Consider the following 14,569-nt stretch of genomic DNA (forward strand, 5'->3'; position numbering starts at 1 on the left):
CTTGCTGGCATCATTTAAGATGTCAATTTTGAATCCGAAGATTCGAGTTGTTCGTTCACCGACAAGTCGGCTTCAGAACTTTATTTGTTGACGTTTTGCTGTTCAGTTTTCAAGGTTCATGTTTGGTCGCTTCGTTCAGAAGCAACTTTTATATAATACCATGTTGCTCATTTCGATGTCAACAACTTTTTTAAAAAAGTTTTTTAACCTGTTTTCAAGTCGTTTTCGTTTATCGGAAGTGCAACGTTATCTAATATACCACCGGTTCTTTTTGATTGCAATACTTTTTATCAAAAATAATTTCATTTGATTCTAAGAGGAGGTTGAAGCCGCACAAAACTAGAACCTATGCGGCTTCAACAGTATTATTCTTTAGATCTCATTTGTGGGAACAGGAGCACATCACGAATAGATTGTGCGTTCGTCAATAACATTACAAGACGATCGATCCCTATTCCAAGTCCACCTGTTGGCGGTAGACCGTATTCCAGCGCCTCAATGAAATCTTCATCCATTTCATGCGCTTCATCGTTTCCTTGCTCCTTCTCGACAAGCTGCGCTTCAAATCGTGCACGCTGATCGATTGGATCGTTTAATTCAGTAAATGCGTTTGCATGTTCACGTCGTACAATGAACAATTCAAAGCGATCTGTGAAGCGAGCATCTTCTGGATTTTTCTTTGCAAGTGGAGAAATCTCTACCGGATGTCCATAGATGAACGTTGGTTGAACAAGTTGTTCTTCTACTTTTTGTTCAAAGAATTCATTTAGAACATGTCCAACTTCCATCATAGCCGTTACTTCAACACCATGTTCTTTTGCAAGTGCATGGGCTTCTTCTTTCGTCATCTCTTGCCAGAAGTCTGCGCCTGTGAATTCTTTAACAGCATCTGCCATATGCATGCGTTTCCAGCCTGGTGATAAATCAATAATGTCTTCACCGTACTGTACTTGCGTCGTTCCAAGCACATCTTGAGCCATGTAGGAAATCATGTTTTCCGTTAGTTCCATAATATCGTTGTAATCTGCATACGCTTCATATAACTCCATCATTGTGAATTCAGGGTTATGGCGCGTAGAGATTCCTTCGTTACGGAATACACGACCGACTTCATACACCTTCTCAAGTCCACCAACGATTAGGCGTTTCAAATGGAGCTCGATTGCGATTCGCATGTAAAGCGTCATATCCAATGCATTGTGATGTGTAATGAAAGGACGCGCTGTTGCACCGCCTGCAATTGAATGAAGCATTGGTGTTTCAACTTCCAAAAATCCTTGTCCATCCAAATAACGACGCATCGATTGGATGATTCGGCTTCTTGTAATGAAAGTATCCTTGCTCTCTTCTGAAGAGATTAGGTCCAAATAGCGTTGACGATACCGTTGTTCAATATCTTTTAAGCCATGGAATTTATCCGGTAACGGGCGAAGTGCTTTTGTCAGGAAAGTAAATTCCGTTGCTTTAATAGAAAGTTCGCCAACTTTCGTTTTAAAGACATTTCCTTTCACACCGACGATGTCACCTAAATCTGCACTGTTGAACAAAGCATATGCTTCTTCTCCGATTGCATCTTGACGTACGTAGATTTGAACTTGGCCACCGAGGTCCTGGATGTGTGCAAATCCAGCCTTCCCTTTGCCTCGCTTCGTCATAATACGGCCTGCAATTTTCACTTCATGCACCGTTTCGTCCAATTCTTCTTTCGTTAAGCCCTCATAAGCTTCACGGATTTCATTGGAAAGATGCGTCCGTTCAAATCTTGAACCGAATGGATCAAGTCCGTTTTCGCGTAATTCATCCATCTTCTGGCGTCTCACCAAAAGCTGGTCGTTCAATTCATCCAAATGGGACATTTCCTTCACTCCTTCATCAGTTATCCCTCACGCCCGCTGGCATGGTTCTATTGTACACAAACTCCTTATGTAAAAAAAGCCGCCACGTACATGACGACTTGTACTAAGACAATACGTACCCTATCCAATTGGCTGTTCTTCATCTAGCCACAGAGCTAGTTTTCAGCATTACCATGAACGTCTTTTAATTATACAGGGATGAATGTCGAGACCGTTCATTTCCCTACACGCAAGAAATTGTCGACATCCGATACCTCTTGCCAACGCATAACGCCACTGCCATCCACTTCAATAGGTACTAAGGTAGGTGCAATTTCCAATAGAGGCACAAGAACAAACGCACGTTCGCGCATGCGCGGATGCGGCACGATTAAGTTCTCTGATTCAATATTGTCGTTATTATACAGTAAAATGTCAAGGTCAACAGTCCGAGGACCCCATCTAATAATTCTCTCACGACCTAGTCCATTTTCGATTTCTTGACACACTGCCAATAAATCGTGTGCATCCAATGTAGTTTCCAAACAGACAACTATATTGAGAAAATCTGCTTGGTCCGTATAGCCGACAGGTTTTGTTTCGTAAACAGAAGACACCTTCACAACATGTATTTCAGCATGCCCATGAAGTGTACTGACAGCTTCAGTCAAATGGTGCAACCGGTCACCTATATTAGAACCGATTGAAAGGTAGGAGACGTTCACACAAATTGCCCCCTTGTAATGTCTACAGATACAGATGCATAATGACCGCGAATCGGCGGATCGGGTTTGATAAGCACAACGCGCACACCTCGTACTTGCGCGGCAAATTGACTAAGAATCACGTCTGCGATGTTTTCAGCGACCGTTTCAATCAACTTCCTCGGCTCCCCTTCGACAACGTCACGACATAGATCGAACACCTCAGCGTAGTTGACGGTCTTTGCCAGATCATCTGTCTTACCTGCATCCGCCAAATCGACCGCTAACGAGACGTTCGCCCGAAAACGCTGCCCTAACACTGTTTCTTCCTTTAAAGCTCCATGGTATCCGTAAAACTCCATTTCATTCACATGAATATAGTCCACTACACATTCACCCGCTTTCTAGTCAATTCACACCTACAGCAACTTTGGCTGATAGAACATCCATCATTTTTACCATGCGTGAAACCTCTTTCACATCATGTACGCGCATAATATGACACCCATGATCGATACCATAGCAAACTGTAGCGCCTGTTCCTTCCATTCGTTCATCGACCGGCAAATCCAAAATTTTTCCGATCATCGACTTGCGTGAAGTCCCAAGCAAGACAGGATACCCCATATTCGAAATTCGACGTAAACCTTGCATCGTTAATACATTTTGCTCAACACTTTTCGCAAAACCGATTCCTGGATCTAACCAAATATCCCCTTCAGGCACACCTGCATTCCTTGCAATGTTCACACTTTCTTGTAAATCTGCAAGCACTTCCTCCATAAAATCTCCGCTATATTCAGCTCTCTCACGGTTATGCATAAGAATAATAGGTGCACCATACGCAGCCGCCACATCCGCAATACGCGGCTCACGTTTCGCGCCCCATACATCATTAATGATTCGAGCGCCCGCTTTTAACGCCTCTTCCGCTACCCCCGCTTTATACGTATCGATTGAAATGACACAATCTAGTTCACGAGCCAATGCTTCAATGACTGGGACAGTTCTTTCCAACTCTTCCTCCAGCGGAACAGGAGCATGACCCGGTCGAGTCGACTCTCCGCCAATATCAATAATTTTCGCGCCATCTCGCAACATTTGTTGAGCGTGTAAAAGCGCTGCATCGATTTGCCCGTATTTTCCTCCATCTGAAAACGAATCCGGCGTAACATTCAAGATTCCCATTACAACCGTTTCCCGATGAAAATCAATTGTCGTCTGACCGAAACGATACGTGTCTCTCGCTTTCATTAATTCCATCACGTTAACCTTCTTTCCTATCAGCAATCGCCTGAACATATCGTTCATGCAGTTTGTTAGTATAAACACCCGATGCACCCGGCAATGGTGTGTCTCCTATTTGAAACAAAGGCACAAGTTCTTGGACTGCATTCGATATGAACACCTCATCCGCTTGCTCCACAACACTTTTTGGGAAGAAACCTTCATGTACCCGCATACCGGCTTCCTCAGCAATCGCCAACACAAACGTGCGCGTAATTCCGGGTAAGATGCCTGTTTCAATGGCAGGCGTATATAACACGCCATCTTTTATCCAAAATACATTTGAAGTAATCCCTTCTGCCACATAGCCTTCTGCAGTGACAAAAATTCCTTCCTGTTCTTTTAGCGACGGTAATTCCAATCGTCCCTTTACATTGTTCATGTAATTATGCGATTTGTGCCGCACACTACTTTCCGGAAGATTGCGCGGAGTTTCAAGCCACACACCCTTCTTCGGTGTCCCTCTCTCTACTTGGGGCAACTCTTTACGGAATAAAATGACGTTTGGTGAGTCATATCGTGAAGGGGCAAGTCCAATTTCGTGGGTCCCAGCCGAGATATTCAGACGGAAATACCCGTCGCGATCAGCTGACAAAGCTGTTAGCCTTTGAACTGCCGCACGAATCTCTTCAGTCGTATAAGGCATTGAAATGCGGTACTCTTCTAACGCGCGGGCTAGTCGTTCCATATGTTCCTCGAATAAAAACACATGCCCGTCATACGTCCTAAACGTTTCGAAAAAGCCAATTCCATATAAAAAACCGTGATCAAACGGTGAAATGAGCAATTCTTCTGCCCGCTTGTATTCACCGTTCATCCAACAGTATTGCATGGGGAAAACCTACCTTTCACGCCTTATCAACCTATGCTTTTTCAGCCATTTCTTTCGCTTGCCAAAGTGCTTTCGCTTTGTTCAACGACTCCACATATTCTGCTCGCGGATTAGAATCAGCAACTAATCCCGCCCCCGCTTGAATATGCGCAACACCGTCTTTGATATAAGCAGATCGAATGACGATATTCAATTCTAAATCACCGTTAAAACCGATCCAACCGATAGAACCGGTATACAAACCTCTACGTGTCGGTTCCAACTCTTCAATAATCTCCATCGTCCGCAGTTTCGGTGAACCCGTAATGGATCCGCCCGGAAATACCCCTTTAATAATTGCAGCAGTAGACAAGTCAGGCGCAGCGGTTCCTCGGACATTTGAAACGAGATGCATGACGTGTGAATACCGTTCGATTACCATGAATTCATCCGTTTCGACGGTTTCTGGAACACAAACTTTACCGAAATCCTCAAGCTCTTGCTCAACAAGCATAATGTGTTCGCCTTTTTCCTTCTCGTTTGACAGAAGTTCCTGTTCAAGCGCTTGATCTTCCTGCAAAGATGCACCTCTAGGACGGGTACCACCAATCGGGCGCGTGCTCAATTCATTGCCTCGTTTTTTCAGCAATAATTCGGGAGAACCCGAGACAACCGCAAACTCTTTCGCTCCAATGGACGCCATATAAGGGGACGGGTTAAATGAACGCAATGCTTCGTACATAGCAAGCGGTTCAACCTCTAGCGCTTTTGATTGGCGGACGGAAAGATTCACTTGATTGACTTCTTGCAACTCAATGTAGCGTTGAACGTCCCGAACCATTTGTTCAAATTGAGGACCTGTTACTGAAACGTCAATATTTTCGGGTCTGTTGAATTCTACAGCAGTACCACCCGCTTCATGGACACGTTTTTTCTCACCGATTGCAGCAGCTTGCAACCACTCCGCTTCCACTACTTCAGGATTTAGTCCGCGTTCAGGTAACGTCATGAACGTCACGACTTCATCTTCAACGTCCAATACTGCCCAACGGTCAAACAAACAGAAGAATAGATCAGGAGTGTCGAGGTCATCTTTCGCAATCTCGGGAATTGGCTCATATGTTCTCGCATAGTCATAGCTTACGAAACCAATGACACCACCTTGGTAATCTGGTAGTTCTGGAAGGTAATCCACATTCATCGAACGGACGAAATCAGCTACCAGTTCAAGCGGTTCACCCGTTCTCACTTCCGTCGCCCCATCCCGCCATACCAACTCAAGTGATTGCCCATCTGTACTTTTCATCGTTACAAGGGGGTCTACACCAGCAATACATAACTTCCCGACGCGCCCACTTTCCAATAGCACATGCTCTTCACTCGTTTGGGCAAGTTCTTTATACGCATAAAAGAATTGCTCTTTTGTCATATTTGCTTTCTTGTAATCCGGAAACACACGCTTCATATCGTTTTCCCCCACATCTCGTAATATCATTATCTTACTATCTGAAGAACTGTTTAGGCTACAAAAAACGACATGTGCAATGATTCCCATATACAAAAAAGAGAGCACTTAGGCTCCCTCTTTCTACTTATTCTTCTTCGAATTGATAAAGTGGTGTACTTAAGTACCGTTCACCATTGGAAGGGAGCACAGCAACAACCGTTTTCCCTTTTCCGAGTTGTTCTGCAACTTGTAGTGCTGCAAAAATTGCTGCGCCGGATGAAACACCACCCAAAATCCCTTCTTCGCGAGCTGCCCGTCTTGCTAGATCATACGCATCTTCGTTGGACACTTGAATAATCTCGTCGTACACATCCGTATCAAGAACTTTAGGCACAAAACCTGCACCAATCCCTTGTATCTTATGTGGTCCTGGTTGACCACCTGACAATACCGGTGAATCTGCGGGCTCAACAGCAACAATTTTCACCCCTGGAAAACGTTCTTTCAACACCGAACCGACTCCTGTTATAGTGCCCCCTGTGCCGATTCCAGCAATAAATGCATTGACTTGGTCGAATGCATCTGCAATTTCCGGTCCCGTCGTCAAGCGGTGTACTTCCGGATTATGTTCATTGTTAAATTGCTGCGGCATGAACCAACCGTTTTGCGCGGACAGCTCCTCCGCTTTCGCAATGGCCCCTTTCATCCCTTCAGCACCAGGTGTCAATACAAGATCAGCACCATATGCACGAAGAAGATTGCGTCGCTCCATGCTCATAGTGTCTGGCATGACGAGTACAGCTTTGTACCCTTTTGCCGCCGCAATCATAGCGAGACCAATCCCCGTATTGCCGCTCGTCGGCTCAATAATCGTGCTTCCTTCTTTCAAATCGCCCGTCTTTTCAGCAGCTTCAATCATCGCAAGCGCAATGCGGTCTTTCACACTGGAACCCGGATTGAAGTATTCCAATTTCAAATAAATATCTGCACTATCTGCGTTCCCCATACGATTCAATTTCACGAGTGGCGTTTTACCGACAAGATCCGCTACTGTATTTCCGACTCTACTCATGCATATCCTCTCCCAATTCCTACTTATTTGATATGTTTTATAGTATTAATTGTATACCGCTTTTGTGATACGTGTCAAACGATACCTACATACATTATTTCCGATTTCCCTATCTCGATTCGGCAACTCTGTACCCCTTCAACCTTCAAAAAATAAAAAACTGTCTTGACCCAACATGTTTAGTAGGTCGAGACAGTCATCAGTTACTTTCCATAATACCATTCTGCGTCAAATTCTTTCCAAAACGCTTCAGGATTCACCGTTTGAGGCAATTGTTCAAGCGCTAGTTCTCTTCGGATATGTTCTTCCACTTCTTTGAAGTCGAATGATCTCCCTTTAATAATTTCATTCACTTGAATGAGCGCATATGTACCATCTTGAAGATGTACTAATTTACCGACTTTGCCCTCTTTCGTCTTAACAGCAGCTTCATAGATTGCAGGATCGATCGTTTCTGTGTCTGCATTAATGTAGCCAATGTCACCACCTAGACTTGCGGAAGCTAGATCGGTTGACAGTTCCTTCGCCAAAGCGTCAAAGCTGGAGCCTTTCGCTATTTCATCCAATGCTTGTTCTGCCTCTTTTTTCGTCGGCACAATAATGACCGATGTCCGGTAAGCGGTTAATATGTTAAACAGCGATTCGTTCTCCTTATAAAAAGACCGCACCGCATCGTCTTCTATGAGGACATCATGTGTAAGCACTTTGTCTAAAATAAGCGAGGAACGGATTCGTTGTCGCGTTTGCTCGATGTCCAAACCGGAATGGGAGCGCCCGTCAACAGACGTGATGAGGGCGAGTTCCAAGTCAATTTCCTTATCCGTCACGTCGATGCCGTATTTCTCTGCCGCCGTTTCCATCACTTTATGGTTCACAAGTTCGAGTAACACTTCCCGACCGACTTCCTTTTCCATCGCTGTCATCCATTGTTCCCTCGTAATCGGGTCACCCGCGACCGAAGCAACCACTTCTTCCGGTTGCTTCGATTTATTTGGGATTAACCATCCAATGAACCACAAGAGGTTGCAGACAAAAAGAATTGCAATTAAAACGAGCAATGGCTTCGCTTTTAACTTCCTTCTTTGAGGCGCCATCTCCTGGGCGTTAGGATTTCGACTGTATTTCATCGATAAAACCTTCTAATTCTTCTTGAGGGAACAAGTATCGTTCATTACAAAAATGGCATTCCGCTTCGGCTTGCCCATCCTCATCGATCATCTCTCGAATTTCCTGTTCGCCAAGACCGATAATTGCGTTGCCAAAACGCTCTTTGGAGCAGTTACATTGGAAAGAGACATCCATTTTGTCGAGAACTTCCACGTTGCCTGCACCAAGTACTTCTTCCAATACTTGCTCAGGCGTTAAACCGCGGTTGATCATACTGGAAATCGGTTCGATAGAAGCAAGCTTTTCTTCAAGCTGACTAATCGTTTCCTCGGTAGCCCCTGGCATTACTTGAATGATGAATCCACCCGCTGCCTTTATTGTATTATCCGGATTCACGAGTACACCTAGCGCTACAGCAGAAGGCACTTGTTCAGACACAACGAAGTATTGTGTGAAGTCCTCTGCAATTTCTCCAGAAACAATCGGAACTTGTCCTGTAAAATAATCCCGGAGACCAAGATCTTTCACGACTGTAATCATACCTTCCGTCCCGACAGCACGACGGACGTCCAACTTCCCTTTTTCATTTAAATCAAAGTGCGTTTGTGGATAAGTAATGTATCCTCTCACTTCTCCACGCGCATTCGCATCGACGACAATCGGTCCAGCTGGTCCGTTCCCTTCGACTTTCACCGTCAGCTTATCGTTCCCTTTCATCATGACACCCATCATCAATCCAGCGGTCATCGTTCTGCCTAACGCAGCAGCCGCAGTTGGCCAAACGTTATGTCTTTTCTGCGCTTCCGCAACCGTTTCTGTCGAATCGACTGCATATGCACGAATCGTCCCATCAAAAGCCAATGCTTTTAGTAAATAATCACTCATTCATTTCTACTCCTTTTAAACGTTTCTTTCGTAAATTAAGTGCAATCCTTTTAACGTAAGGAAGTTATCGACAATATCGATCACTTCTGTTTCACTAGCAATCAGCTCCGCCAATCCACCTGTCGCAATAACAGTCGGCTCAACCTTACTGTGTGCCTTCATCCGATTAACAATACCTTCAACAAGCCCTACATACCCATATACAATCCCCGCTTGCATAGCAGAAACTGTATTCTTCCCAATAATATGATCCGGACGCGTCAATTCAACACGTGGCAACTTGGACGCCCTGTCAAATAGAGCCTCCATGGAAATACCAATACCAGGTGCGATCGAGCCTCCCATGTATTCACCTTTTTCATTCACATAACAAAATGTTGTAGCCGTTCCAAAATCCACGATAATGAGCGAATTGCCGTACTCATGGATCGCCGCTACCGCATTCACAATCCGGTCAGCTCCAACTTCACGCGGGTTCTCGTATTTAATATTCAAGCCTGTTTTCACACCTGGCCCCACAACGAGCGGACGCATATTAAAATACTTCCGACACATCTGCTCAAGCGGAAACATAACAGGCGGAACAACAGAAGAAATAATAATGCCTTTAATATCCTCAAATTTTAGTCCGACGTGAGAGAAAAGCGCCTTTACAGACATCGCATACTCATCTTCCGTCTTTTGTCGATACGTTTCCATGCGCCAATGATATTTCAGCGCGCCATGTTCATATACACCAAGGACGATATTCGTATTACCCGTATCCAATACTAAGATCATTTTCATTTCCTCGCTAACATTCGTCATTTTCCAAAACATCATAACATAATACAAAAGCGGAGGGTGGCGTCTAGGCTCGACAGGCGCTGGAAGAAATGAAAAAAAGGCGCTCTTTGCCTTTATTTTATTTCTGAAGCGACCCGAGAGACTGCCACCCGGAGTCTGGATGACACAAAAGCGGAGGCAGCCTGGTAGACCCGACAAGCGCTGGCCGACTAAGTTCGTCACGTCCTGTGACAACGTCGGCACTAGCACATCCTGTGCGTCGGAAGAATTGAATAAAAGGCGCTCTTTGCCTTTTAATTCAAGTGCGAAGCGACTCGAGGGGCTGGCCGCCGCAGCTGGATGATACAAAAGCGGAGGGTGGCGTCTAGGCTTTACACATTAAAAAACAGCCGACTGCCTTTAAAAAGCAGCCGACCGTCGCAAGTCATTTTATTCGGATCAATCTCTTCGCTGTTCATCGATCGGAGGAAGCGTCGTGTCGCCTTCATTCTCCTTTGGCAGATCGCCAGTCGATGGATCAGTTGGAGCACCCGTAGAATCAGGGTTTACTTCATCTTTCACTTCAGATTCTTCATCTGCTTTTGCAGCTGCACCATTGCCATTTTGCTCATAAGCACGTACCGGCAATGTACCATGATCTTTCAAGTGATTGATTTGTTCAGCATCCAACGTCTCAACTTCAAGAAGTGTATTTGCGATCAAGTCAAGAAGCTCACGGTTTTCCGTCAGGATTGTTCTTGTACGCTCATACTGTTCCTTAATAATACGTTGCATCTCTTGATCAATTTCGTACGCAATCGACTCAGAGTAGTTTTGTTCGGAATTAAAGTCTCTTCCAAGGAACACATTTCCACCTTGCGCCTGACCAAATTGCATCGGTCCGAGCTTATCACTCATCCCATATTCCGTTACCATGGAACGAGCAATGCCCGTAGCACGTTGGAAGTCATTATGTGCCCCAGTTGATACTTCGCCAAGAACGATTTCTTCCGCAACACGCCCGCCGAGTAAGCCGGCAACTTTATCGAGAAGCTCAGGCTTCGTCATGAAGTAACGGTCTTCTTTCGGAAGCATGACTGCATATCCACCCGCCTGGCCGCGAGGTACAATTGTAACTTTATGGACGATTTCGGCATCATCCAACATAAGACCAACTACGACGTGTCCCGCTTCGTGGAACGCTACAATATTTCTTTCTTTCTTTGAAATAACTCGTGTCGTCTTAGCCGGACCTGCGATGACGCGATCTGTCGCTTCATCGATATCTGCCATATCGATTTTCGCTTTTCCTCGTCTTGCCGCAACAAGTGCCGCTTCGTTCAGTAGGTTTTCAAGGTCTGCACCCGAGAAACCTGGTGTACGTTGTGCTAACGCCTTCATGTTGACAGTATCGTCAAGAGGCTTATTGCGCGCATGCACTTTGAGTACCGCTTCACGTCCTTTTACATCCGGACGACCGACCGTAATTTGACGGTCAAAACGTCCTGGACGAAGAAGTGCAGGGTCTAGAATATCCGGACGGTTCGTAGCTGCAACGATGATAATCCCTTCATTGCCATCGAATCCATCCATTTCAACTAATAGTTGGTTCAACGTCTGTTCACGCTCATCGTGTCCGCCACCGAGACCAGCGCCACGTTGACGACCCACTGCATCGATCTCATCGATAAAGATGATACATGGAGCATTCTTTTTCGCATTTTCAAACAAGTCACGCACACGGGACGCACCGACCCCGACGAACATCTCAACGAAATCCGAACCGGAAATCGAGAAGAACGGAACGCCGGCTTCACCAGCAACTGCTCGCGCCAAAAGTGTCTTACCTGTACCCGGAGGACCTACTAACAAAATACCTTTTGGAATACGAGCCCCAAGTTCAGCAAACTTACGTGAATCCTTTAGGAAGTCAACTACTTCTTCAAGCTCTTGCTTCTCTTCATCCGCACCCGCTACATCCGTGAATCGGACTTTCTTGCGGTCATCCGAGTGAAGCTTAGCCTTACTCTTACCAAAGTTCATGACACGGCCGCCACCGCCGCCTTGCGCTTGATTTAACAAGAAGAAGAACAGGATGATAATAATGATAAAAGGAACTAACCCTGTGAAAAAGGCTACCCATGCACTGGTTTCAGGCATTTTTTCAACAACGATTTCGGGGTTGTTCGATTCACCGATTGCTTCTAGCTTCTCCATAAGCGTTGTATCGTTATGCAGGACATTCGTAGTGAATTTCTCCCCTTCTTTTGCCCCTTTCATAACACCTTCAACTGTCAGAACGCCAGCGTCCGGTTGCAACGTCATAGACGCAATATCGCCTTTTTCTAACGCATCGTAAAATTGATCGTACCGAATCACTTCCGTCTTCGGATTCGGATTATTTAGTGAACTGAATATCCCCATTATTGCAAGGAAAATCAATCCGTATAATAGAAAGTATCGAAGTATACGATTCATCCCAAGCCTCCTCATTTCTTCAACAGAAAACTATTGTAAATCTTATCATATAACGAATTCACACTTCAAAGGAAATGCCTTTCTTGCTAAGGTCTGTTACTAGTGGTAATACATGCTAACCGCGCTACCAACCCACTTATCAAGCAATTTTTTATCACATGAGGAAGCTTTCCAACAGCCTTCAGAAGAAGAGGACTGCAAGTGAATTAGAAAGAATAGATTTCCTTTTTCAATACGCCGATGTATGGCAAGTTACGATACTTTTCAGCATAATCCAGTCCGTATCCGACAACAAATGCATCTGGGACGAGGAATCCGACATAATCCGCTTTTAAATCGACTTTACGTCCAGTTGGTTTATCAAGTAATGTGACGATTTTAATGGATTTTGCCTTGCGGTATTTGAATAGGTCAACTAAATAGTTCAATGTCTTCCCACTATCAATGATATCTTCAATAATGAGTACATCGCGACCTTCCACACTTGTGTTTAAATCTTTAACAATTTTCACTTCACCTGAAGATACGGTTGCATTTCCGTAGCTTGAAACATCCATGAAATCGAGTTCGATGTATGTGTCAATTCGTTTAATAAGATCGCTCATGAAAGGTAATGCACCTTTTAACACACCTACCGCAAGCGGAAACTTGTCTTGATAGTCAGTAGTCAACTGTGCACCAAGCTCAGCGATTTTTTCTTGAATGTTTTCTTCTGTAATGAGTATTTCTTCGATATCCTTTTGTAACATCGAAAACCCTCTTTTCTTCATAGGATTTTTTTACAACTCTTTGAATCTCAATATGTACCGATCCTGTTCTGTTTTGTGTTTTTTGAACTGGATGCCATATCGTACGCCTGGAATAGCGCAAACTTCATCATTCGCTGTAGTAATGACAGGCAACATATGCCGTTTTTCAGCACTGATTTTTTCATCAATAAAGATTCTGGACAATCGTTTTGGAGCCTTCATGCCTGGCAGTAGCATGCGATCACCTTCCCGTTTGCTTCTGACTCGTAAAGGCAAATCATTTTCTTGAAGCGAGAAATAGCGTTCATTGTCGTCTACTGCATCAATATTATCGACATCGTCCCAATTCAATAGCCAGTTCCCCCATCTTTGCCACACGCCTTTTTCTAAAGCTACATCCGTGAGTACGAAAGGCTCCTGCCCTTTAACAATGAAAACTTGCTCGTACTCCCGCACGAAACGATATCCTTTCGGGAGGTCTATGGAAACAGTTCCTTGGACGTCCGACAGATGAAATTGAATTAGATTCAATAGTGCTATATTCAACTCAATGGGACTACTTTCCCCATCATAAATATACTTCAATACTAGTGGAATAAAGCGCTTTTGTAAAGCAGTGTGCATGGCACCAAACCGTTTAACGGAAAAGGTTGGAAGCCCTTCTGCTGTAAAGGAAACATGCGCTGCAACTTGTTGCTTCACCAAGCTGTTTAACAAGTTTTCATCGTCTTGTAGGTCAGATGTCATTTTTACGACATTGACAGCTGCTGTAGGTGTTTCCGAGAGGATCTTCGGAATAATATGATGGCGGTATCGGTTCCGTAAGTATGCATCACTTTCATTGCTCGGGTCTTCTCGAAATGCTATCCCATGTTTTTCAACAAACTCTAACAGGTCACGCTTCATCACAGAGAGAAAAGGTCGAATGACCGTTCCACTTTCCATTTGTCTACTTGGACGAATTCCAATAGGCAAACTTCCTTTTGCCAACTGCATTAACACCGTCTCCAGTTGATCTTCCGCATGATGAGCGGTTGCCAATAAAGGATACTGTTCCTTTTGCATAATCTCTTCAAAAAACTTATACCTGCCTACTCTGCAAACGTCTTGTACATTACCGCCTTCCTCTTCAAGTACGGCTGGTACTGGCACACGTCCACCGAAGAAAGGTATCCCAAGTTGCTCACATAAGCCTTGTACAAAACGGCCATCTTCAGCAGACTCTTCTCCGCGTAACATATGATCGACATGGGCGGCTGCCACTGTCACGTTCCACCTCTCGCGATGGACTGCCAGAAAAAGTAAAAGGGCAACAGAATCCACCCCGCCCGAGCAGGCGACGAGGATTCGTTGACCGGAAGTTAGTAATGCATGTTTTGCAATAAAATCGTATACAGACTTCTCTAACTCACTCATTTTCCGACCTCCA

Annotated in this window: 13 protein-coding genes; all 13 read right to left on the bottom strand. The window is 44.7% G+C overall.

What is annotated here, in order from left to right:
• Window positions 1-365: 365 nt before the first annotated feature.
• The 13 genes from lysS to tilS all read right to left on the bottom strand — a co-directional run bounded on the left by lysS (window position 366) and on the right by tilS (window position 14,556).
• Window positions 366-1,856 carry a lysine--tRNA ligase gene (gene lysS, locus QT711_RS15810; RefSeq protein ID WP_317945848.1) on the bottom strand — a complete coding sequence of 497 codons (1,491 nt, stop codon included), beginning with the start codon at window positions 1,854-1,856 and terminating at the stop codon, window positions 366-368.
• A gap of 215 nt (window positions 1,857-2,071) precedes the next feature.
• On the bottom strand, window positions 2,072-2,560 hold the full coding sequence (folK, locus tag QT711_RS15815; RefSeq protein ID WP_317945850.1) for a 2-amino-4-hydroxy-6-hydroxymethyldihydropteridine diphosphokinase: 489 nt from the start codon (window positions 2,558-2,560) through the stop codon (window positions 2,072-2,074).
• Window positions 2,557-2,925: a dihydroneopterin aldolase gene (gene folB, locus QT711_RS15820; protein ID WP_317945852.1), complete on the bottom strand. Its 369-nt coding sequence runs from the start codon at window positions 2,923-2,925 to the stop codon at window positions 2,557-2,559. The genes folK and folB overlap by 4 nt, the downstream gene beginning before the upstream one ends.
• Before the next feature lie 22 nt (window positions 2,926-2,947).
• The gene (folP, locus tag QT711_RS15825) at window positions 2,948-3,793 is read right to left on the bottom strand and encodes a dihydropteroate synthase (protein ID WP_398296278.1); all 846 of its coding nucleotides are present in this window, start codon (window positions 3,791-3,793) and stop codon (window positions 2,948-2,950) included.
• Window positions 3,794-3,806: 13 nt separating this feature from the next.
• A complete protein-coding gene (gene pabC / locus QT711_RS15830) occupies window positions 3,807-4,643 on the bottom strand; it encodes an aminodeoxychorismate lyase (RefSeq protein ID WP_317945856.1) in 837 nt (278 codons plus the stop codon).
• A 46-nt stretch (window positions 4,644-4,689) separates the two neighbouring features.
• Window positions 4,690-6,102 (bottom strand): anthranilate synthase component I family protein, encoded by a 1,413-nt coding sequence (locus QT711_RS15835; RefSeq protein WP_317945858.1) that lies wholly within the window; start codon window positions 6,100-6,102, stop codon window positions 4,690-4,692.
• 127 nt (window positions 6,103-6,229) lie between these two features.
• Window positions 6,230-7,156, bottom strand: a complete 927-nt coding sequence (gene cysK / locus QT711_RS15840; RefSeq protein ID WP_317945859.1) for a cysteine synthase A — start codon at window positions 7,154-7,156, stop codon at window positions 6,230-6,232.
• A 203-nt stretch (window positions 7,157-7,359) separates the two neighbouring features.
• A complete protein-coding gene (locus QT711_RS15845) occupies window positions 7,360-8,283 on the bottom strand; it encodes a peptidylprolyl isomerase (protein ID WP_317945861.1) in 924 nt (307 codons plus the stop codon).
• Window positions 8,261-9,148, bottom strand: coding sequence for an Hsp33 family molecular chaperone HslO (gene hslO / locus QT711_RS15850; RefSeq protein WP_317945863.1), 888 nt, complete (start codon window positions 9,146-9,148; stop codon window positions 8,261-8,263). The genes QT711_RS15845 and hslO overlap by 23 nt, the downstream gene beginning before the upstream one ends.
• Before the next feature lie 15 nt (window positions 9,149-9,163).
• The gene (locus QT711_RS15855; RefSeq protein WP_317945963.1) at window positions 9,164-9,928 is read right to left on the bottom strand and encodes a type III pantothenate kinase; all 765 of its coding nucleotides are present in this window, start codon (window positions 9,926-9,928) and stop codon (window positions 9,164-9,166) included.
• A gap of 444 nt (window positions 9,929-10,372) precedes the next feature.
• Complete coding sequence (ftsH, locus tag QT711_RS15860) at window positions 10,373-12,391, bottom strand: ATP-dependent zinc metalloprotease FtsH (RefSeq protein WP_317945865.1); 2,019 nt, start codon at window positions 12,389-12,391, stop codon at window positions 10,373-10,375.
• Window positions 12,392-12,597: 206 nt separating this feature from the next.
• Window positions 12,598-13,140, bottom strand: coding sequence for a hypoxanthine phosphoribosyltransferase (gene hpt, locus QT711_RS15865; RefSeq protein WP_317945867.1), 543 nt, complete (start codon window positions 13,138-13,140; stop codon window positions 12,598-12,600).
• 30 nt (window positions 13,141-13,170) lie between these two features.
• Window positions 13,171-14,556 (bottom strand): tRNA lysidine(34) synthetase TilS, encoded by a 1,386-nt coding sequence (gene tilS / locus QT711_RS15870; protein WP_317945868.1) that lies wholly within the window; start codon window positions 14,554-14,556, stop codon window positions 13,171-13,173.
• Window positions 14,557-14,569: the final 13 nt, after the last annotated feature.

It is taken from the genome of Sporosarcina saromensis, assembly GCF_033253735.1.
GTDB classification, from domain to species: domain Bacteria; phylum Bacillota; class Bacilli; order Bacillales_A; family Planococcaceae; genus Sporosarcina; species Sporosarcina saromensis.